This window comes from Acidovorax sp. LjRoot204, from assembly GCF_056175785.1.
This window is the reverse complement of the sequence record NZ_JBGFFF010000024.1, coordinates 20,104-40,515: the sequence shown is the minus strand read 5'-3', so window position 1 is coordinate 40,515 and position 20,412 is coordinate 20,104. Positions and strand designations below refer to the sequence as shown.

20 protein-coding genes and 1 pseudogene are annotated in these 20,412 nt (G+C 66.5%); 10 read left to right on the top strand and 11 right to left on the bottom strand.

What is annotated here, in order from left to right; all coding sequences use genetic code 11:
• The 3 genes and pseudogenes from AC04MI_RS07245 to AC04MI_RS07235 all read left to right on the top strand — a co-directional run.
• A pseudogene (locus AC04MI_RS07245) lies at nucleotides 1-451 on the top strand (ABC transporter substrate-binding protein); the annotation flags it as partial.
• Complete coding sequence (locus AC04MI_RS07240; RefSeq protein WP_436078586.1) at nucleotides 448-1,806, top strand: sulfatase family protein; 1,359 nt, start codon at nucleotides 448-450, stop codon at nucleotides 1,804-1,806. The pseudogene AC04MI_RS07245 and the gene AC04MI_RS07240, both read left to right, overlap by 4 nt.
• A 190-nt stretch (nucleotides 1,807-1,996) precedes the next feature.
• Nucleotides 1,997-2,947, top strand: a complete 951-nt coding sequence (locus tag AC04MI_RS07235) for a CysB family HTH-type transcriptional regulator (protein WP_056067492.1) — start codon at nucleotides 1,997-1,999, stop codon at nucleotides 2,945-2,947.
• A gap of 140 nt (nucleotides 2,948-3,087) precedes the next feature.
• Here the strand turns inward: AC04MI_RS07235 and AC04MI_RS07230 are convergent, their stop codons facing one another.
• Together AC04MI_RS07230 and AC04MI_RS07225 are read right to left on the bottom strand one after the other, a co-directional pair.
• A complete protein-coding gene (locus AC04MI_RS07230; protein WP_476497464.1) occupies nucleotides 3,088-3,462 on the bottom strand; it encodes an HPF/RaiA family ribosome-associated protein in 375 nt (124 codons plus the stop codon).
• The gene (locus AC04MI_RS07225; protein ID WP_436078588.1) at nucleotides 3,420-3,731 is read right to left on the bottom strand and encodes a hypothetical protein; all 312 of its coding nucleotides are present in this window, start codon (nucleotides 3,729-3,731) and stop codon (nucleotides 3,420-3,422) included. Before AC04MI_RS07225 ends, AC04MI_RS07230 begins: the two co-directional genes overlap by 43 nt.
• A 226-nt stretch (nucleotides 3,732-3,957) precedes the next feature.
• Here AC04MI_RS07225 and AC04MI_RS07220 point away from each other — a divergent pair, with 226 nt between their 5' ends.
• The gene (locus tag AC04MI_RS07220) at nucleotides 3,958-4,389 is read left to right on the top strand and encodes a tellurite resistance TerB family protein (protein WP_436078589.1); all 432 of its coding nucleotides are present in this window, start codon (nucleotides 3,958-3,960) and stop codon (nucleotides 4,387-4,389) included.
• Nucleotides 4,390-4,456: 67 nt separating this feature from the next.
• Here AC04MI_RS07220 and AC04MI_RS07215 read toward each other — a convergent pair whose 3' ends face one another.
• Nucleotides 4,457-5,350 carry a LysR substrate-binding domain-containing protein gene (locus AC04MI_RS07215; protein WP_436078590.1) on the bottom strand — a complete coding sequence of 298 codons (894 nt, stop codon included), beginning with the start codon at nucleotides 5,348-5,350 and terminating at the stop codon, nucleotides 4,457-4,459.
• A gap of 116 nt (nucleotides 5,351-5,466) precedes the next feature.
• Between AC04MI_RS07215 and AC04MI_RS07210 the strand changes: the two genes are divergently transcribed.
• On the top strand, nucleotides 5,467-5,877 hold the full coding sequence (locus AC04MI_RS07210; RefSeq protein WP_056067500.1) for a hypothetical protein: 411 nt from the start codon (nucleotides 5,467-5,469) through the stop codon (nucleotides 5,875-5,877).
• A 27-nt stretch (nucleotides 5,878-5,904) separates the two neighbouring features.
• Here AC04MI_RS07210 and AC04MI_RS07205 read toward each other — a convergent pair whose 3' ends face one another.
• The gene (locus tag AC04MI_RS07205; RefSeq protein ID WP_436078591.1) at nucleotides 5,905-7,545 is read right to left on the bottom strand and encodes an argininosuccinate lyase; all 1,641 of its coding nucleotides are present in this window, start codon (nucleotides 7,543-7,545) and stop codon (nucleotides 5,905-5,907) included.
• A 174-nt stretch (nucleotides 7,546-7,719) separates the two neighbouring features.
• Here AC04MI_RS07205 and AC04MI_RS07200 point away from each other — a divergent pair, with 174 nt between their 5' ends.
• Entirely contained in the window at nucleotides 7,720-8,676 is a 957-nt protein-coding gene (locus AC04MI_RS07200) for a LysR family transcriptional regulator (protein WP_436078592.1), read from the top strand.
• A 42-nt stretch (nucleotides 8,677-8,718) separates the two neighbouring features.
• Here the strand turns inward: AC04MI_RS07200 and AC04MI_RS07195 are convergent, their stop codons facing one another.
• Nucleotides 8,719-9,594, bottom strand: coding sequence for a LysR family transcriptional regulator (locus tag AC04MI_RS07195; protein WP_436078593.1), 876 nt, complete (start codon nucleotides 9,592-9,594; stop codon nucleotides 8,719-8,721).
• Between the two features lie 109 nt (nucleotides 9,595-9,703).
• Between AC04MI_RS07195 and AC04MI_RS07190 the strand changes: the two genes are divergently transcribed.
• On the top strand, nucleotides 9,704-10,714 hold the full coding sequence (locus tag AC04MI_RS07190) for a zinc-dependent alcohol dehydrogenase family protein (RefSeq protein ID WP_436078594.1): 1,011 nt from the start codon (nucleotides 9,704-9,706) through the stop codon (nucleotides 10,712-10,714).
• The gene (locus AC04MI_RS07185; RefSeq protein WP_436078595.1) at nucleotides 10,711-11,142 is read left to right on the top strand and encodes a nuclear transport factor 2 family protein; all 432 of its coding nucleotides are present in this window, start codon (nucleotides 10,711-10,713) and stop codon (nucleotides 11,140-11,142) included. Before AC04MI_RS07190 ends, AC04MI_RS07185 begins: the two co-directional genes overlap by 4 nt.
• A 177-nt stretch (nucleotides 11,143-11,319) precedes the next feature.
• On the opposite strand, the gene AC04MI_RS07180 is transcribed toward AC04MI_RS07185, so the two are convergent.
• From AC04MI_RS07180 to AC04MI_RS07165, 4 genes are all read right to left on the bottom strand, one after another.
• Complete coding sequence (locus AC04MI_RS07180; protein ID WP_436078596.1) at nucleotides 11,320-11,856, bottom strand: hypothetical protein; 537 nt, start codon at nucleotides 11,854-11,856, stop codon at nucleotides 11,320-11,322.
• A gap of 120 nt (nucleotides 11,857-11,976) precedes the next feature.
• Complete coding sequence (locus tag AC04MI_RS07175) at nucleotides 11,977-12,750, bottom strand: YkgJ family cysteine cluster protein (protein WP_436078597.1); 774 nt, start codon at nucleotides 12,748-12,750, stop codon at nucleotides 11,977-11,979.
• The gene (locus AC04MI_RS07170; RefSeq protein WP_436078598.1) at nucleotides 12,747-14,237 is read right to left on the bottom strand and encodes a sensor histidine kinase; all 1,491 of its coding nucleotides are present in this window, start codon (nucleotides 14,235-14,237) and stop codon (nucleotides 12,747-12,749) included. Before AC04MI_RS07170 ends, AC04MI_RS07175 begins: the two co-directional genes overlap by 4 nt.
• Nucleotides 14,218-14,916, bottom strand: a complete 699-nt coding sequence (locus AC04MI_RS07165) for a response regulator transcription factor (protein WP_056067514.1) — start codon at nucleotides 14,914-14,916, stop codon at nucleotides 14,218-14,220. The genes AC04MI_RS07170 and AC04MI_RS07165 overlap by 20 nt, the downstream gene beginning before the upstream one ends.
• A gap of 152 nt (nucleotides 14,917-15,068) precedes the next feature.
• Here AC04MI_RS07165 and AC04MI_RS07160 point away from each other — a divergent pair, with 152 nt between their 5' ends.
• On the top strand, nucleotides 15,069-15,491 hold the full coding sequence (locus AC04MI_RS07160) for a tripartite tricarboxylate transporter TctB family protein (RefSeq protein WP_476497461.1): 423 nt from the start codon (nucleotides 15,069-15,071) through the stop codon (nucleotides 15,489-15,491).
• A 10-nt stretch (nucleotides 15,492-15,501) separates the two neighbouring features.
• Nucleotides 15,502-17,016, top strand: coding sequence for a tripartite tricarboxylate transporter permease (locus tag AC04MI_RS07155; protein WP_476497459.1), 1,515 nt, complete (start codon nucleotides 15,502-15,504; stop codon nucleotides 17,014-17,016).
• Nucleotides 17,017-17,101: 85 nt separating this feature from the next.
• On the opposite strand, the gene AC04MI_RS07150 is transcribed toward AC04MI_RS07155, so the two are convergent.
• A complete protein-coding gene (locus AC04MI_RS07150; RefSeq protein ID WP_476497458.1) occupies nucleotides 17,102-19,405 on the bottom strand; it encodes an ATP-dependent DNA helicase in 2,304 nt (767 codons plus the stop codon).
• Nucleotides 19,402-20,295, bottom strand: a complete 894-nt coding sequence (locus AC04MI_RS07145; RefSeq protein WP_476497457.1) for a hypothetical protein — start codon at nucleotides 20,293-20,295, stop codon at nucleotides 19,402-19,404. Before AC04MI_RS07145 ends, AC04MI_RS07150 begins: the two co-directional genes overlap by 4 nt.
• Between the last annotated feature and the right edge of the window lie 117 nt (nucleotides 20,296-20,412).

Genomic DNA, 20,412 nt, shown 5'->3' with positions numbered 1-20,412 from the left:
GATTGCGCTGAGCACCAAGGGCCGTGGGCCGGACTACACCATCAACTCCGGCATTCTGGCCACCGAGGACTTCGCCGCACAGAACCCGCAGCTCACGCAGCGCCTGGTCACGCAGCTTGTGCGCGCCGCCCACTGGTCTTCGCAAGAGGGCAACCGCGATGCGCTCATCAAGCTCTACGCCGACAACAGCGGCAACCCCGAGCTGTCGTTCCGCGAGGAGCTGGCGGGCGACAACCTGAACGCCCGATATTCGCCGCTGCTCGACGAGGGCTTCATCGCTGGTTACCAGGGCGTGCTGGATGACGGCGTCAAGCTGGGGCTGATCCGCCAGACGTTTGACGTGAAGGCCTGGTTCCAGCCCGCCTTCGTGCAGCAGGCCGTCAAGGACCTCAAGCTCGACAAGCAGTGGCGCGAGACCGATGCCGCCGGCAAGGCCAAGGGGGCTGCATGAGCATCACCACCAATGTGGCCGCCTCCGCTTCCACCCAAGCGCCCAACATCGTCTTTATCCTGGCCGACGACCTGGGCTGGGCCGACCTGAGCGTGTACGGCCAGGCCGACTTCACCACGCCGCACCTCGATGCGCTGGCGGGCGAGGGCGTGCGCTTTACCCAGGCTTATGCCAACTCGGCTGTGTGCTCGGCCACGCGGTTTGCGCTGATCACCGGGCGCTACCAGTACCGCCTGCGCGGCGGGCTGGAGGAACCCCTGGTGCGCAAGGCCCATGTGCACGGCCTGCCGCCGGAGCACCCCACGCTGCCATCGTTGCTGCGCGATGCGGGCTATGACACGGCGTTGATTGGCAAGTGGCACCTGGGCAGCCTGCCCACCTTCGGCCCGCTCAAGAGTGGCTACGACCGCTTCTTTGGCAACTATGGCGGTGCCATCGACTACTTCACGCACAAGCCCGGCGTGGGCGATGCCGTGGCGCGCGATTTGTACGAAGGCGAGGTGCCGGTGGAGCGCGTGGGCTACTACACCCAGCTGCTGGCCGATGAGGCCACGCGCTGGATCGGCGAGCGCAGCGCGGCCAAGCCGTTCTTTCTGTCGCTGCACTTCACCGCGCCCCACTGGCCCTGGGTGGGGCCGGAGGACGAAGAAATATCGCTGGGCCTGAAAGACCTCTTTCACTACGACGGCGGCAACCTCGCCACCTATGCGCGCATGGTGCGCTCGCTCGACAAGGCGGTGGGCCAGGTGCTCGATGCGCTCAAGGCACAAGGCCTGGCCGACAACACCATCGTCGTCTTCACCAGCGACAACGGCGGCGAGCGCTTTTCCAAGACGTGGCCCTTCACCGGCCAGAAGACCGAGTTGCTCGAAGGCGGGATCCGCGTGCCCACGCTGCTGCGCTGGCCTGCGCGCATTGCCCCGCAGGTGAGCGACCAGGTCACCGCCACCATGGACTGGCTGCCCACGCTGCTGGCCGCTGCGGGCGTGGCGCCCCATGCCGACTACCCGCCTGACGGCGAGAGCATCCTGCCCGTGCTGGAGGGCCATGCGCCTGCGCACCCGCGCACTCTGTTCTGGCGTTACAAGTCGCAGCGCCAGCGCGCCGTGCGCGAGGGCCGCTTCAAGTACCTGCGCATCAACGACAACGAGTTTTTGTTCGACGTGGAAGCCGACACGCTGGAGCGCGCCAACCTGCGCCACAAGCACCCCGAAGTGTTTGAACGCCTGAGCGCGGCGTGGGAGCAGTGGAATGCGCAGTTCCTGCCCATCACCGACGAGGTCATCACCCACGGGCTGTCGCCCGACATCCAGGCCGACCGCTATGTGCCCGACCTGTCCCAGCGGGGCATGTAAGGCCCGCACGGGCAAAAAACCAAAGAAAAGTGACTGATGCGCTAGTGAAATATGCGCTTGATGATATTAAAAACATAGTGTTTACAGGCCCTGCGCTACGGGCTGTCTGGTTACGGAACGCATGGGGCCGTCGCCAACACGGTCCCGCGCGGTGGCAGTCACATCGACATTGTGAGACCGGCTTTTATCCATGAACTTTCAGCAACTGCGCTCTGTGCGCGAAACCGTGCGGCGGGGCTTCAACCTGACCGAAGTGGCACACATCCTGCACACCTCGCAGCCCGGGGTGAGCCGCCAGATCCGCGAGCTGGAGGAAGAGCTGGGCGTGGAGATTTTTGTGCGGGCGGGCAAGCGCCTCACGGGCCTGACCCCGCCTGGCGAAGTGCTGTTGCCCACAGTCGAGCGCCTGCTGCTGGAGGCCGACAACCTCAGGCGTGCCGGCCAGGACTTCAGCGACAGCGCGCAGGGGCGCCTGTCGGTGGCGGCCACGCACTCGCAGGCGCGCTATGCGCTGCCCCAGGTGGTGCGCGACTTTCGGGCGTTGTTCCCGCAGGTGTCGCTGCACCTGCACCAGGGCTCGCCCCGCCAGGTGGCAGAGATGCTGTTGTCCGGCGAGGCCGACATCGGCGTGGCCACCGAGGCGCTGGCCGGCTACGACGCCCTGGTCACCCTGCCGTGCTACCGCTGGACGCACAGCATCGTGGTGCCCCCGGGCCACCGCTTGCTGGACCTGCCCGGCCCGGTGACGCTGGAGCAATTGGCGCAATACCCCATCATCACCTACGAGCTGGGCTACACCGGTCGTGCGCACATCGACGAGGCCTTTGCGCGCGAAGGCATTGCGCCCGACATCGTGCTCACCGCCATGGACGCTGACGTGATCAAGACCTATGTGGAGCTGGACATGGGCGTGGGCATCGTCGCGTCCATCGCGGTCGATGAAGAGCGCGACCGCCACCTGCGGCTCATCGACGCGGGCCATCTGTTCGAGGTCAACCTCACCCGGCTGGGTCTGCGGCGAGGTGCCTGGCTGCGCGGGTATGCCTACAGCTTCATTCAGAGCTTTGTACCCACGCTGACACGGGACGTTGTGGAGCAGGCGGTTGTGCATTCCGCAAGCGTGGATGGAGGAGCCTCGTAGGGCTCTTGATGCGCCCGGGTTGGGTAGGCCCGGGGGCAGGGCAGCCGCACATCCCCGTGTCCACCGCAGTGATGACGGCATGAGGGCATGAGCCTGCACATGCCTTCCACCGCCATGTCGGGCGTCGCAGCCAGGTCGCTTTATGGGAGGTGTGCAGTCGCGCTGCCTTGTCCTTCGACGCCTACGACCCCGTCGCCCCGCCGTTGCCTGCGGGGTGTCGAGCTGCGCCGCCAGGTACGCAGAAGAAGGCGGGYGGCGCTGGCCAGTGCTTCGTCGAGTGCGCAGCGCCAGTCTTTGGCCACCGAAGACACCACGACCGCCCCAGCTCCGTCGGTGCGCAGGGCGATCTGGCAACGCTTGTCGGGGCCGCCCCGGGGACCGTTGATATCATCCAGCTTGATTTCAGCGCGTGGCACCAGAGCGTTCAGCCGCCGAAAGGCAAAGCGAACGCGACGCTCCACGGCATCACGCATCAGTGCGGCTTCGGGGTGGCGTGTTCTGAAAAGAATCTGCATTTGCGATCTCCTGAGTTGAGGATGACACCGTAGCCCGCAGCTTGGCGGCCAACCAGCAGGAAATTACTTCGTTGAATCTCTGAAAATTCTGTGCTTCGGCTGCGATTTCTCTGCCGATGAATCACATCGGTTTTCTGGATGTGTATGTCAGAGAAAACCTGCTTCTTTTCAGCGGATGGGGGGCACACATTAAAGGCTTCTTCCTGTTCGCAGTTTTCCGCCTCAAAGGAGCCGTCCGTGAAACCCTGGTCTGGAATCTCATCGCTCATTTTCTCCCTGCGTCATCGCCTTGTGCGCTGGCTCTCCCGTGTTGCCGTGGCTCGGGCACCCGTGCTGCGGCGCGTGCCGGTCAAAGTGCCGCTGCGGGTGCAAGCCCAATACCGCGACGGCTGGCAGCCGCGTTCACGCTATCGCCGCTAGGGCGGCGCGCTGGGTCAACCATTGCTTGCTTGTCACCTTTGTCATTGCACGTACCCCATATCAAGGAAATCAGAAATGCGTAGCTATCCCCGCAATAGCCCCGAAGCGGTAGCCCGAGTCATCGCCTTGCTGTTGATATCGGATGGCCATGTCAGCCGGTCCGAGCTGGATGCCTTGCATGGGCTTCACATAGAGCAGGACCTGGGCTTGCCGCGCGGCGGCTTTGCCAAGGTGTTGCACGGCCTGTGCGAGGACCTGTGGATGGGTATACATGAACAGCGCGTTTTGATCGCCAGCATTGATGGCCCCACGCTGACTTTGTTGCTCGCTGAGGTGACCGACCCCGCCCAGCGGCGCAAGGCCCTGGAGTTCGCTTACGCAGCCGCTACGGCTGACAGTCACCTGGCACAGAGTGAGTGGTGGCTGATGAATGCAGCGCGCCAGTATTGGCAAACGGGCTTCATGCCCACTGAGCTCGGCCGCTACGAGCTGGCGCATGCTGTCTGACGCGGCTGCGGCTGCGGCTGCAAGTGCAAGCATCAACAAGGGGGATGCTGGTTGCGCGGGAAGCCCGCTAGGCTGTGCCCAGCCCGGCAGAAGCATCCACCAACTGCCGCACCAGAGGGTGGTGCTGCCCCCGGCGCGACCAGATGGCGTGGACTTCCTCAAAGAGCTGCGGGCATTCGCCCAACAGGCGCAGCCCACGCACCAGCCCCACATCTTGCGCACCTAACCGACTCACCGGAAATACCCCTAGCCCCCGCGCTGCAAACACGGCCAGCAAGGCGCTGTCCTCAAACTCACCCACCACGCGTGGTTGCAGACCCAGGTCTTGAAACCACGCATCCAGCGTGGCACGCAACGGCGCGTGGTGTGTGGGCAGCAGCACCGGCAAATCTTGCAGTGATTGGGGAAAGCGGTCGCGCGCTGCCTTCTTGACCTGCGATGCCGGCCCGTACCACTGCAGCGGCGAGCGCGCGATGCGTTCGCTGGTCAGGCGTTGCTGCGGGATGCGCGGCGCTGCCTGCCCGGCCAGCACCACGTCCAGCTGGTGCAGGGCCAGCTCGGACAGCAGTTCGTCCGACTCTCCCTCGTGGCACACCAGCCGCAGATGGGGCGTTGCCAGCACCGGCTCCAGCAGCGCATGGGCTGCCAGTTTGGAGATACCGTCCGACAGCCCCACCGACAACCGCGCCACACGGGCCGTGGCGGCCTCACGCACTTCTTCTTCAATGTACTGACCCAGTTGAAAAATCTCTTCGGCCCGGCTGAACGCGGCCTGCCCGGCTTCGGTCAGCGCCACACCGCGCCCCGAGGGCTTGAGAAGCTGGTGGCCCAGCGACTTTTCCAGGTCCCGCACCTGGGCGCTGATGGTCTGCACTGCCATCTCCAGCCGGTCTGCGGCCCGGGCAAAGCCGCCTTCCTTGGCAACCATCCAGAAGTAGTACAGGTGGCGGTAGTTCAGCATGCGTGGCCTCAGGTTCGAGAAAACCGAATGCTAGGTGCGGCCCGGGCTGGTGTCTATGTCACGCCGGTTTGCCCATACTCATCGCTTGCCATTTGTGCAACTCAAGGAGGTTTTGCATGTTCTACGCAATCAACTGGTTTCTTTCATTGGCCTTGCTGGCCCTGTGGTCGCTGGCGTGCTGGGCTCTGCATGCAGTCACCGTGTGGGTGGTGTCCAGTGCGGGCGCCTTGGCAGGGGGCCGCACGGTGGCGGATGTAATCTTGTTGCCCACCTGGCTCAAGGCCTGGATGCCTCCCGAGCTGATGGGGCAGTGGGAGGCTTTGGTCTCCTCCGCGGGCCCCATCGTGCAGGCCGTGCTGGAGGCGGTGCCAGCTCTGGCAGGCGCGGTGACGTTCCTGGCCTGGGCGCTGTGGGGGGTAGGTGCCGTGGTGCTCGTGGCACTGGCTGCCGGGATTCACATCCTCATTGCGCTGGCCCAACGCCGTGGCGGTGGTCCCGGTACCCCGCAGCCCGCGTTGGTCCGCTGAGTGGGGTCAGCTTGGTGCCCCGCATGCTCAGGGCAGCGACTTCACGCCCTCAAACGCCGCGTTCAGCGCCGCCTCGGCGGCTAGCAGGCGCTGCCGGGCTTCACCCGACCAGGCGCGGTCCTTGGCCAGCGTGTCCTTGGCAGCGGCCACCATGCGCGCGACCTCCTGGGGCTGGGGGCCGCCTGTGCCGGTGCGGGTCAGCACCATCTCGGCGGGGGACAGGGCGCGGCGGAATTCCTTCTCCGTCAGGGGCAGGCGCTGGTCCTTGATGTCGTACTTTTTGCCCGCTTCGCGGTAGATGCGCACGGCTTCGGCATACGGAAAGTCCTTGGGCCGGATGTTGCGTTCCTTGGCATACACCACCACGTCCGACGCAAAGTGGTGACCCACCCGGAACGGAATGGCATGGGTACGCTGCAGGGTTTCGGCCAGCTCCATCGACGTGGTCCATTCGGATTCCAGTTCGTCCAGTGCGCGGGCTGGGTCGATGCGCAGAGAGTCCAGCACATCGGCCAACTGCTGCAGCATCTCCACGCCCTGGACAAAAGTCTTAGCGCTAGCGGGGCTCCAGGTGTTCTTGTAGTCGATCATGCCGGGCGTGACGTTATGGGCGCGCCACAGCGATGCCTGGGCCGACGCCACCACATCGCTGGCCTTGGCGCGGGTGTTCTGGATGATGCCCGGGTTCGCCTTTTGCGGCATGGCGCTGCTGGTGTAGGTCTTGGAGCTGGCCAGCAGCAGCCATGGCCGGGTCTGGTGGTACTGGGTGTGCACATCCTGCATGAAAGCGCCCACGCGGATGGCGGTGGAGCTGGCGATGGACGTGGCCTCGATCGGGATGTCATACGTGCTGATCTGCCCGGCATCCAGCGAGTTGACGATGAGCCCGTCAAACCCCAGCAGTTGCGCCAGGCGCTCCCGGTTGATGCCCCAGCTGGAGTTGGCCAGCACCGCCGTGCCCATGGGGCTGAGGTTGATGCGGGCATAGGCCTCGCGGATGCGTGCCGAGTCGCGGGCGAACGAATCGGCAAACGCCATGAGGTAGTGCCCATAGCTGATGGGCATGGCCTGCACGCCATTGGTGTAGGCGGGCACATAGGTGGCGGTATGCGCCTGTGCGATGGTGATGAGCCGTGCGCGCACCTGGTCCAGGGCATCGGCAAAGTCCAGCATCTCCAGGCGCAACTGCGCAGCGTTCAGGGTGGAGTGGATGTCCTGGCGACTGCGCCCGGTGTGGATCAGCGTGGCCTCTGGACCCACGGCGTCCGTGATGATCTTCTCGACCTGCAGCACATCGGTGGGGCGCTTGCCGCCCGGGGCCGTCGCCTGCGTGATCGACAACTCCACGCCCCTCGCAATGCGGCCCGCCTGGGCTTTGGGGATGATGCCTTGCTCCACGTTGACCACGGTCGATGCCATGTTGATGCGGCCAAACCAGTAGAAGGTGTCCTGCGACTTGGACAAGGCGCTGGTGGCGTCCCCCTTGACCAGCCCCTGGATCTTGGCGACCTGTGCCTGGCATTCGGCGGTGGTCTTGCAGGCGGTGTCCAGGGTGTCTGCGGCCTGTGCCTGGCCCATGGCCAGGATGGCGCCCACGACCGGAGCGAGCAGGAAGTGGGTGGAGCGCAAGGTGATCGTGCGCAGGGGCTGGCGCTGAGGTGATGGCATGGTGGTTTGTCTCCTGAGATCTCTCGCATCCAGCGGCGGGCTGGTGCGGGAATAAGATTCGTTAATTGAATGCATCTGGCGTGGGTTTGCCCCTTGCCAGCGCGCGATCGTTCCATAGCAGGCGCCGCAAGGCCAATGCTTCTTTTTCAAGTGAATTCAGTTTTTGAATAAGCCATGCCGGATTTGACGCCTTCCGTCCTGTTCAACCGCATCCTGGGGCGGGTACGCCTCAAGCACYTGCAGCTGGCCATTGCAATCGCCGACCTGCAAAGCCTGCACCGGGCTGCTTCCTCCATTGGCCTGAGCCAGCCCGCCGCGACCCATGCGCTGGTCGAGCTGGAAAGCTCTCTGGGCGGCCCTCTGTTCGAGCGGCACTCCAAGGGCATGCGCTTGACCCGCCTGGGAGAGGCGGTCCTGCCGCTGTTGCGCGCATCGCTGGTTCCGCTCCAGGCCGCCGCAGGCAATGCTGCGCTGTTGCAGCAGGGCGCAGCGTCCGCGCTGATCCGCATCGGCAGCATTGCGGCGGGCATCAACGGCCTGCTCACGATGGCCATCCCGACCTACGTTGCCGCACACCCGGATGCGGCCATCGATGTCCACGAGGTCACGATCGACAATTTGCTGGAGAGCATCCAGGAGGGGACGCTGGACCTGGCCATCTGCCGCGAACCGACCCCGCTGCCGCAAGGGTTCGCGTTTTGCGCCGCGCTGCAGGATGGGTTTGTGGTGGCCTGTCGCCCGGAGCATCCTCTGACCCGGCAGGCCACCGTCACGGCCGCAGAGCTGCTGGCGCAGCGCTGGCTGGCCCCACCCCTGACCGGGCTGGGACCCCAGCAGGTGGAGAGCCTCTTCGATGAACTGGGTGGTGTGCCCGAGCTGTGCCGCGTGTCGAGCCGTTCGACCGAGATTGCATACGCCATGCTGGCCGACAGCGACATGCTGATGTGCGCGCCCGCCAGCCTGCTGCGGCCGCTGGTTCAGCGTGGAGAGCTGGCGGTGTTGCCGTGGAAGTCACAGGCGGTGGGGCCGCTGGGCATATTGGTCAAGGCAGATGTGCTGGCGCACCAGAGCCACCCGTGTCACAGCCTCATCGAGCATGTGCTGGCCGTTGGGGCGGGGCTGGGTCGCTGACCGCCATCAGCCAAACGCTGCGACGGCGCTCCCGGCGTTTTGTCAGCCGCCCTGGTCGCCTGCATCGCCCTGAGCAGGGCCCAGCGCTTGCATCAGCATTTCCACCAGCGCGCGCAGCCGGGGCACCCGGCGCAGGTCCCGGTGGTAACCCAGCCACACATCGCGCCCTGGCGGCGCTGGGGCGACCTCCACCCTTTGCAGGCCGGGGTGCGAGTCACCCAACGGGCAAGGCAATACGGCCAGGCCCGCGCCCGATGCGCAGGCCACGGCCTGCACGTGCCGGTTGTTGCTGCGAAACGCGATGCGCGCCGAAGGAAAGGCCTCGCGCAACCAGGCCGCGTCCGGCATCTCGCTGAAGCCCAGGTCCATGGTGATGAGGCGGACGTCCGCACCGTCCGTGGGCATGTCTGCGCCCCGCTGCATGTACAGCGCATAGGGCACATGCATCAGCCGCCGCTGTATGACGTCGGGCTCGTCAAAAGGAACGATGCGCGCCACCACGTCCGCCTCGCGGCGCGCCAGGCTGAAGAGGCGCGCATCGGTCAGGAGTTCGATGCTGACGCGGGGGTGGTGGTTGGTGAACGCGGCGCACAGCGGCGCCAGCACATGCAGTCCAAACCAGTCAGAGGTCGATACCCGCAGCGCGCCTTCCAGCTGTTGGTCTGCGCCGTCCAGTTGGCGGGAGAACGACAGCGCCTGCGCTTCCATGCCCTCGGCGTGGCGCAGCACGGCGGCTCCTTCGTCGGTCAGGACGAAGCCCTCGGAGGTCCGCTGGAACAGGGTGTGGCCCAGAGAAAGCTCCAGCGCCTTCAGCCTGCGGCCCATGGTGGGCTGGCTTTGTTGGAGGGCGCGGCCTGCCGCACCCAGAGTGCCGTGCCGGGCAATGGCCAAGAACACCTGTACGTCATCCCAGTTCATCGGCTGGATCATACAAAAGTGAATGACAAGGTTTCAATCTTGTGGCTTTTCATTCAAAAGCGAAAGGTGAAAACTGGCGGCACTGTTCAACCCCACGAAGGAAAACGCCATGTCCACCTCTCCCGTCCCCACCATGCAGGCCCTGGTGCTCGCATCCCCCCACGGCGCACTGACCCCCACCTTGCTGCCCCGGCCCCAGCCCGCGGCGGGCCAGGTGCTGGTCCGCATCCACGCCAGCGGCGTGAACCCGCTGGACACCAAGATCCGCGTGGGCGCCGCCGAGCACGCCCAGCAACCACTGCCCGCCGTTTTGGGCATGGACCTCGCCGGCGTGGTGGAGGCGGTGGGGCAGGGCGTCTCTCGCTTCAAGGTGGGGGATGCGGTGTATGGCTTTACCGGCGGCATCGGCGGGCTGCAAGGCAGCCTCGCGCAATACGCGGCGGTGGATGCCCGGCTGTTGGCCCACAAGCCAGGCCGGCTGACCATGCGCCAGGCAGCGGCCTTGCCGCTGGTCTTCATCACCGCCTGGGAAGGACTGGTGGACCGCGCCAACGTGCGCAGCGGGCACAAGGTGCTGGTGCATGGCGGCGCCGGGGGCGTGGGCCATGTGGCGGTGCAGCTGGCCCGCGCGCGGGGTGCCGAAGTGTTCGCCACGGGCACGGCGGCGCAGGCCGGTTACATCCGGTCCCTGGGCGCCACGCCGATTGACCATGAAACGACTTCGGTCGAGGCCTATGTCCACGCGTTCACCGACGGCCAGGGCTTCGATATCGTTTACGACACCGTGGGTGGGCCAGTGCTGGATGCGTCGTTTGTGGCCGTCCGCCGCTACTCGGGCCACGTGGTGACGTCGCTGGGCTGGGGCACCCACAAGCTGGCGCCGCTGTCGTTCCGGGGTGCTACTTTCTCTGGGGTGTTCACGCTACTTCCCATTCTGACGGGGGAGTTCCGTGAACACCACGGCGAGATCATGGAGCAGGCCACCTTGCTCGCGGAAGCGGGGCAACTGGAGCCATTGCTCGACCCCACCAGCTTCACGCTGGATACGGCCGAAGCGGCACACGCCCTGGTCGCCAGCGGCCACGCCCGTGGCAAGGTGGTGGTGAGCGTGCTGCCATGAGCCAGCCGGGTCAACCTTTGGCAGCAAGCGCCAGCGGGCCAGCCAGCAGGGGCGACGCAGCAGGCCTGCGGCATGGTGCGGTGGTCCCCACGCACGAACACCTGCGCCACGTGGCGGATGCGCTGATCGCGGCCACCAACGCATTGGCGGTGGAGCGGGTGCTCGCCCTTTTTGCACACGATGCCGTGATCGACGACCCCTCCACGGGCCACCGTTTTGATGGCCATGCCGGAATACGCCGCTATGTCGAACAGTACTTCGTCGGTTACCAGACGGTGACCCGGTTCCTGTCGATGCAACGCCTGGGGCCGCAGCGCGCGAGGGTGCGGGTGGACTTCACGGGGGATTTTGGTCACGAGATCGGCAAGCTCGATATCACCCTGAACGCCCAGGGCCTGATAGCCCGGCTGGATGCCGACCTGGAATGAGCGGTGTGAATGGCTTGGCTGCGCGACGGCCCTGAGGGCTGGCGTGCGGCACCAGGCTGCACGAGGCGGAGGTGGGCGGCGCTGTGCTGTTTTGATGCGTAATTTGATCAAAAACAGCCTGAAGCGCTAGTGAATCATGTGGTTTTTGATATCAAAAAGAGAGCGAATTGATCCGACTCAACGCGGTAAGCACCCCGCAAACCCCCTGGGCCCTGCCGCCGAGACATCCGCCAGCGTCACGGCCTCCAGCCGGTCGTTCTGCCCCGGTATCTTGGTCAGCCGCTGGCCGTTCTGCCAGCGCCACTGGGTGCCGTCAAAACTGTAGATGAAGGTGTGCGTGCGGTTGGACAGCAGGTGCGCGGGGGTGAGGGTGATGGCCTGGGCGGCGGCTTCGGTGGGTGCGTGGGCCTGGGCCTCGTTGTCCTTGATGACGAGCTTGCCTACGTAGGGTGTCACGGTGGATTCGGTGCGAGTGACTTCGGGCTGGACCAGGGCGGGGCTGTAGCCGGTCAGGGTCCAGTCGCCCGCGGCGCCAGGCAGTACATGGGGTTGCCGTGCGGCCAGGAACTGGGTGCACGCGGTGGTGATGGCATCGAAGCTGGTGGTGGCGGGGCCGGTGGCTTCGGGCTTGCTGCAGCCTGCCAGGCCCACCACCATGGCGGCAGCGGCTGCCAGGTGGAGGGGGGCGCAGGAGCGGAGGGTGGGCTGGGTCATCAGGCGTGAGGCGGGGGGTCGTCGAGAAGTTCGGCCGCACGGCCAGGCGGCTGCGGGGCTGGCTGCATTGTGGGCGGCTGGTTGCGGTGGGTCTTGACGGACATCAAGGCGCGTGGGCTTTTACGGCAATGTGGTGGGCAGGGCCAGCGCGCCTTCGTCACCCCGGTACCAGCGCAGCAGAGCGCTGGGTGCGTGGAGCGGTGTGCCGCCCAGGGCTGCCTGCACGGCGGCGTTGAGTTCGTGGGCGCTCGCGGGCAAGGGCTGGTCGCGGTAGGCCAGGGCGGTGCCGGCCATCAGCGCTTCGGCGTCCACCAGCAGGCGCAGGTTTTGCGGGATGGTGGGCGATTGCTCTGCACAGTGCGCAGCCGACAAGGAATGCGCCTTGCGGCAGGCGGCAGGGCGCACGCTGTAGATGGCACACTGATCATTGACGAGGAAGCTGCAGGGCTGGCGTGTGCTGCCCGCGCTTGCCGCCGCCACGTGCTGCTGCAGGCGCAGCAGGGTTGTGGCCTGGTCCGCGCCGGGCAGCGTGCGCAGGTGCTGGGCGATGTGCAGCACTTCGGGCTCCGTCGCCTCCACGCGCAGGTGGCAGCAGTGGGCGCAGCCCGCCTGGCACGCTGGCTGGGGGCCGGTGGCGCGGGCTTGTTCTGCCACGGTATCCAGGCCCTTGTGCAGTTGTGCGATGAAATCGACGGCGGCCTGGGCAGCGGGCTCGGTGGCCTCGGCGGACTGGGTGGCGGCAATGGCGTCGGTGCCATGGGCTGCTGCGCCCTGCATGGCGTGGGCCTGCACCGCCCGCAAGGCCCGCCCGGCCGCGCTGCGCACGCGGGCGATGGACTGCAGGAAAGCCGCTTGCTCTGCCTCGGTCAGTGCTGGGTTGGGCGGGCTCGTCATGGGGATGTGGGGAGCGTGCCGGAGGGGGCAGGCGCATCGGGTGCCAACGGCAGCCACACGCTGGCCGCCAAGCCAGATCCGTCGGTTGTGTCGCGGGCTGCAGCCAGTTCCAGCCGTCCTTCCATCAGCTGCACATACCGCGCCACGATGGCCAGGCCCAGTCCCGCACCCTGGCCCAGGCGCTGGCCCTGGTCGCCCTGCGCCCAGCGCTGTTGCAGCTGCTGCGCCAGCGTGGCGTCCACGCCGGGGCCGTTGTCGGTCACGCGCAGCACGCCAAAGCCAGGCTCGGTATGCAGTGCCACGGTGATGCGGGGCGGCGTGCCGCGCCCGTAGCGCAGTGCATTGTCCAGCAGGTTGTTCAGGATGCCTTCGACCAGCGCTGTGTTGCCCCGCACCACCACGGCGTGGTCCAGCCCCTCGGCGCCCAGGTCCACCCCCAGGACATCGGCGCGTGGCAGGTAGCGCAGCAGCACGTCGCGCACCAGCGTGTGCAAGGCCAAGGGCTGCAACGTCAGCGCGATGCCACCCTCGGCCGCACGGGCCAGGGCCAGCAGCTGGTCCACGGTGCGGCTGGCGCGCTGCTCGGCTTGGGCGATGCCCTCGATTTCGCTGCGCCAGACGGCCGGGTCGTTGTGGGCCAGCGCGTGGGCGGCCTGGGCGCGGATGCCTGCGAGCGGTGTACGCAGCTCGTGCGCCACGTTGCCCGCAAATTCGCGCTGCGCATGCAGGCTTTGCTGCACCCGCGCCAGCAAGCCGTCCAGGGCCACACCCAGACGTTGCACGTCGCTGGTGCTGGCTTGTTGTGTCAGCGCGGGCGGCAGGGGTTGCAGGTCGGCGGCGTCACGCTGGTCCATGGCGTCCTGCAGTGCACCCAGCGGATGCAGGTCGCGCTCGATGCCACGCAGCAGCCACGACCCCAGCACCACCAGCAGCCACAGCTGGGCCAGGCCCGAGTACACCAGCAGCCTGCGCAGCAGCTGCGTGCGCTCGGCGGTGGTCTGCGCCATGACGACGGTGAAAGAGGGCGGCCCCGCAATCTGCAAGGTGGCGCGCCGCAGCTCGCGCCCGTCTTGCGAAAGCTGCGAAAAGGCGTGGCTGCTGCCCGCCGCCACCACACCCGGCGCCAAGTGAGGGTCGCCAGCGATGAAGCTGCCATCGGGCGCGTACACCGCAAACCATACGGTTTCGCTCTGGTCAAAACGCAGCAGACCCACCTCGCGCGGCGTGAGGTCCAGCCGCAAAGGGGCGCGCGCAGGATCTGTCGGCTGGCCGCCGCGCACATGGGCGGCCACGGCGTGTGCGTCATCGAGCAACGCTCGGTCAAATGCCTCGGCCACAAAGTGGTTGCCCACGCCCAGCACCACCGTGCTGCCCAGCCCCCAGATCAGCACCAGCGACAGCAGCACGCGCCGGCCGATGCGCTGGCGCAGGTCGGGCGGCTGCTGGTGCAGCGGTGCGGGGCCGGGTTCAGGACTGGCCAACGTCATCCTCTAGCACGTAACCCAGCCCACGCAGCGTGCGGATGGCCGCGCCGCTGCCCGCAATCTTGCGCCGCAGGCGGGAGAACGAGGCCTCCAGCGCGTTTTCGCCCACCACCTCACTGCCGTCCGACAGGCGCGAGGACAAGTCGCCCTTGCTCAGCACACGGCCGGGCGGGGTCATCAGCTCCCACAGCAAATCGAACTCGCGCGCGGGCAGCTCCAGCGGTTGCCCGGCCACGCTGACGCGGCGAGCCTGGCGGTCCAGCACCAGCTGGCCCACGGTGACGATGTCGGCGGTGCCGCTGGCGCGCCGCAGCAGCGCGCGCAGGCGCGCTTCCACCTCTTTGAGTTCATAGGGYTTGCCCAGATAGTCGTCGGCGCCGGCGTCCAGCCCGGCAATGCGCTCCTCGGTGCTGTCGCGGGCACTGAGCACCAGCACGGGGGTGCGGTCGCCGCGCGCACGGGCGCTGCGCAGGGCGGTGAGACCGCTGCCCAGACCGCTGCGCGCGTGGGCAGCGTGGGGCAGGTTCAGGTCCAGCAGCACAGCGTCGAAAGCCTGTACGGCCCACCAGTGCTGGGCTTCTTCGACGGTATGGGCCAGCTCGACACGGTGGCCCGCGTTYTCGAGGCCCTGGGCCATGGTGCGGCTGAGCACCGGGTCGTCTTCCACCAGGAGGAGGCGCATGGAGGTCGGGGTTCTACGTGAAATTACGCATGGCCAAGATCAGCCTGCGATCAGGTTCGATGGAGATAGTCTGCCCGTCAGCATACCCCAGCCCTGCGCGCCGTTTGCACCGCCGGATGGGGTCGTCCAGCCTATCAGGAGACAACCTTTACATGATCAACCGCAATCTACTCAGAGGCTTTGCCCTCATGGCTTTGGCGCTGGGCTTTGGCCTGCCGTCCATGAGCTATTCGCTGGGGACGCTCGGCCGCGCAGGGCCGGGCATGTTCCCGTTCATCGTCAGCTGCATGCTGTTTGTGATCGGGGTCATCACCGTGGTGCGCGCGCGCCTGGTGGCGCCGGTGCCCATGGACTTCCAGGTGCGCAACATCGCCATCATTCTGGGCAGCCTGTGTGGCTTTGCGGCGCTGTCGCACTTTGTGAACATGATCGCGGGCATCGTSTTYMTGGTGTTCTGCTCGGGGTTTGCGGGTACGTCGTACTCGTGGAAGCGCAACCTGAAGATCGCTGCGGTGCTGGTCGGCATCGCGTTTGCATTCCAAAAGCTGCTGGGCGTGAGCCTGCCGCTGTACTGAGGTCGCCGCCATGGAAGTGTTGAACAACCTTGCGTTTGGCTTCAGCCACGCGCTGACGCTGCAGAACCTGATGTWCTGCGCCMTSGGCTGCACSGTGGGMACMCTGGTGGGCYTGCTGCCGGGCCTSGGSCCGCTGGCCACCATCAGCCTGCTGCTGCCGCTGACCTATTCCATCGACACCACCGGCGCRCTSATCATGCTGGCCGGYATYTACTACGGTGCGCAGTACGGCGACAGCGTGAGCGCSATCACSATGAAGATCCCGCATGCGAGCAGYATCGTGGCSTGYATCGACGGSTAYGCGATGACGCTGAAAGGGAAAACGGGGCTGGCCCTGTTCACCGCCGGGTTCTCCAGCTTCATCGGGGGCACGGTGGCCATTGTGGTGCTGGCGTTCCTGGCGCCCAGCCTGGGCGAGGTGGCCTTTTTGTTCGGCCCTGCCGACTACTGCGCGCTGATGCTGGTGGGTTTTGTGTGCGTGAGCTTCGTGACCACCGGCAGCCTGCTCAATGGCCTAGCCATGTGTCTGGTGGGCGTCTTGCTGGGCTCCATCGGTACCGACGTGAACAGCGGCCTGGCCCGCTTTACCTGGGATGCCCCGTTCCTGGCCGACGGCGTGGGCATTGTGAGCATYGCGCTSGGCTGCTTCGGCATYGCCGARATCRCCAAGAACCTSGACTCSCGYGARGARCGCTCGCCCTTCAACGGCAAGATCAASCTCATKCCSACCTGGSCCGARTTCAAGCGSATCATCCCSAGCGCGCTGCGYGGCAGYGTGRTSGGCTCSWTCCTGGGCATCCTGCCCGGCGGCGGCCCCRYSATCGCSCAGTTYGCSGCCTAYGCGCTSGACAAGAAGGTCAGCAAGTACMGSCACGARATCGGCACCGGCTGCATCGAAGGCGTGGCCGGCCAGGCTGCAGCGGACGAGGCGGCTGCACGCACCAGCTTCATCCCGCTGATGAGCATCGGTATCCCCGAGAACGCCGTGATGGCGCTGATGATGGCCGCGTTCATCATCAAGGGCATCCAGCCCGGSCCSAACATGATTGCCGGCCACCCCGAACTCTTCTGGGGYCTGGTSGCCAGCATGTGGATCGGCAACTGCTTCCTGCTGGTGCTGAACGTGCCGCTGGTGCGCTACTGGCTSTCGGTGTTCAAGATTCCGTACARCGTGTTGTTCCCSKCGATCTTGTTCTTCTGCTGCATTGGCACCTACAGCATCAACAACAACCTGGACGATGTGTTCATCACTGTGGCGTTTGGTGCGCTGGGCTACTTGTTCATGCGGCTGGAGATGGACCCCTCGCCGCTGATGCTGGGCTTCATCCTGGGCCCCATGCTCGAAGAGAACTTCCGCCGCTCCATGCTGCTGTCGCGCGGCAGCTTTGAGGTGTTCATCAACCGTCCTATCAGCGGCACGCTGATCAGCCTGATCGCCGCATTCGTCTTGTGGCAAACGGTGGCGTTTTTCCGCCAGCGTGGCAAGGCCAAGGAGCTGGTGGTGACGGAGCCCGTTGCATCCTGAAGATTGACTCTCTGTGTGCCGCTTTGGCGGCCTTTGCAAGGCCGGTCCCCAACGGGTGACCGGCCTTTTTTTGTGGCTCAGCCTCTCAGTCCACCCGCCACCATGCGGGCAGCAGCGCACGCACCTGGGCCTGCGCAAACCGGTCGTCCATCAGGTGCACCACGCCCTCGTCGCTGGGCGTGCGGATCACGCGGCCTGCGGCCTGCACCACCTTTTGCAGGCCGGGRTAGAGGTAGGTGTAGTCGTAGCCCGCGCCAAACAGCGCCTGCACGCGCTCGCGGATCTGTTCGTTGACGGGGTTGACCTGCGGCAGGCCCAGCGTGGCCAGAAAGGCGCCGATCAACCGCTTGCCCGGCAGGTCGATGCCCTCGGCAAACGCGCCACCCAGCACAGCAAAGGCAATGCCCCGACTGCTGTCGGTAAAGCGCGCCAGAAAATCGCGCTGCTCGCCCTCCAGCATGCGGCGCGACTGGCACCAGTGCGGCACATCGGGGTGCTGCTGCGCAAACAGTGCGGCAGCCTGCTGCAGGTAGTCATAGCTGCTGAAAAACGCCAGGTAGTTGCCGGGCCGCTCGCGAAACTGCTGCGCCATCAGCGCCGCGATGGGCGCGAGGGACGCCGCGCGGTGCGGGTAGCGCGTGGAAATGTGGCGCGCCACCTGCACCTGCAGCTGGTGCGCGGCAAAGGGCGATTCCACGTCCACCCACACATGATCGTCGGGCAGGCCCAGCAGGTCGGCGTAGTAGCGCGCGGGCTGCAGCGTGGCCGAAAACAAGGTGCTGGTGTGCGCGGCTTGCAGCCGGGGCTGCAAGAAGGGTGCGGGCACCACGTTGCGGATGCAGACCACAGAATCGCCGGGTTTGGAGGACCGCTGGTGGTGGGCGGCAGAAGCCTGGGTGATGTCCACCATCGAATGCGCATCGAGCAGGTCGGCCATGCGCTGCAGGTGCAGGGCATCGAAGTAGAACGTTTGCAGCGCGCCGTCTGGCTCCGTGGGGTGGTCGGTGAAGTGTTCGGTGAGCGTGGTGGTGCACTGCTGCAGCGCGGCCAGCAGCTTGTCGGGGAAGGTTTCGAGCACCGTGTACGGGGCCGTCTGCGCCTTGTCCAGCGCCACCCAGGCGCGGCGCACCTTGTCCAGCGCCTTCTTCACGGGCGCGTGCTGCGCAGCGGTGGGGCTGCTGCGGGCCTGGGCCAGGGCGGCGGGGTGCAGCTCGGCGGTGAACATCTTGCGGCCACGCTCCACCAGGTTGTGGGCCTCGTCCACCAGCAGCGCCGTGCGCCACTGGTTGGCCTGGGCCAGGCCGTGCAGCAGCCCGCCCTGGTCAAAGTAGTAGTTGTAGTCGCCCACCACCACATCGGCCCAGCGGGCCAGTTCCTGGCTCAGGTAGTAGGGGCAGACGTCATGCTGCAGGGCCACGTCGCGCACACGGGCTTGTTGCAGGACGGGCGCGGGTTTGTCTGCGCTGGCGGGGGCCACGGCGGCAGCGCGGGCGGCAGGCAGCCGGTCGTAAAAGCCCCGGGCCAGCGGGCAGGATTCGCCGTGGCAGGCCTTATCGGGGTGCTCGCACGCCTTGTCGCGCGCCACCAGCTCCAGCACACGCAGCGGCAGTGCGGGTGCGTTGTTGGACAGGCGCGCCAGCGCATCCAGCGCCATCTGCCTTCCCGAGGTTTTGGCCGCCAGGAAGAACACCTTGTCGATGTGCTGCGCAGGCGCAGCCTTGAGCAGTGGGAACAGCGTGCCCATGGTCTTGCCAATGCCCGTGGGCGCCTGGGCCAGCAGGCAGCGGCCGGCCACTGCCGTCTTGTACACGGCCTCGGCCAGCGGGCGCTGGCCGGTGCGAAAGTCGCCAAACGGAAATGCCAAGGTGGTCAGTGCCGCGTCGCGTGCGGCACGGTGGGCCACCTGCTGTTCGGCCCAGGCAATGATGCGCTGGCACTGGGCCTCGAAGTGCTGGCGCAAGTCGTCGGCGCTACAACGCTCGGTGAACACCGTCTCCTGCTGCGTGCCCACGTCCAGATACACCAGCGCCACTTCGATGTGCGCCAGCTGCTCCTGCTCGCACAGCAGCCAGCCATACACCTTGGCCTGCGCCCAGTGCAGGTGGCGGTGCGATGCGGGCTGGCGGTCCAGCCGCCCTTTGAAGGTCTTGACCTCGTCGATGCGTTGCTGCGCGGGGTCGTAGCCATCGGCCCGGCCGCGCACGCGCAGGCTTTGGTAACTGCCGCTCAGTGCCACCTCTGCGCGGTAGCCTGCACCCCGGCGCGACGCTGCCACCGCATGACCCGCCATGCCCTCCAGCGCGGTGGGTGCGGGCGTAAAGCGCAGGTCCAGGTCGCCTTGCTTGGCGGTGAACTCGCACAACTCGCGCACCGCCACGGTGTAGGTCATGGCGGGGTGGTCGGGGTGTCGGTGGCGGGAGGAGCAGGCTCTCCCAAATGGGTCTGAGCCATGTCGTCATCGCTGCGCAGCGGCGTGGCTTTGCACAGCGCCATCCACACAGAAAAGGGCAGGGTGCAGCGGTTGTGCCGCGCGGGGCGCAGCAGCTCAAAGCGCCCGTCCTCCACACTGCCATGTAGCACCCAGATGCCGAAGTGCTCGGGGATCTCTTCGGGCTCGGCTATGCCTGCCGGGAAGACGTAGTAACACTCCTCGCACAGCCACTGATAGGCCTGCCGCTTGGCGTCGTGCCGCAGGTCTGACAGCAGGTCGGCCCGGCTCGCCTTCACCTCGTGCACCATGGGCTGCAGGTAGGCGGGCACCGAGGTATTGCGCACCGAGAACAGATCGGGCCGGGCCATGCGCCACACATTGGCAGCGGCGCGGGCAGCCGGGGCGTGGTCATCCTCGGCCCACAGCGGTGCCATGGCGGGCGCGGTGTTGGCGGGCGCATCGGCCGTGGCCGCAGGCGGCACTACATCCCCCATCGGCACGGTGTCGATCACCGCGCGCAGTGACAGTTCGGTCCATACGATGCGCCCCGAAGCCAGCAACTGCGCTGCAAACTTCTGCCCCAGCCGGTCGTGCAGGCTCAGCGCCCGCACGCCACGCTGGCGGGCCTGCGCCAGGGTGCGGATGCCTTCGTCGGTGAGGCGCAGGGTTTCGCAACCATCGGTCGCAATGTGCAGACTGATGAGGCCCGCAGCCAGCAGGTCAATCTCCAGCCCATCCTTGCACGGCCAGCCTGCCGAGCGCCAGATCTGCATCAGGCGCGTGCGGTGAAAGCGGGTGATCGGGGCGGAGCGTGGGGAGTCCGAAGTGGGGGAGGGCAGCACCGTCATGGCGGGGTGGGTGGGCTGGCGTGGCACTGATTTTAATCACAGTGTCTGGCAGGGGCTGCTTTTTGGACAAGGGTAGAACAGGGTTGCAGAGGAGTTGGGGGTCTGATCGGCACCTGG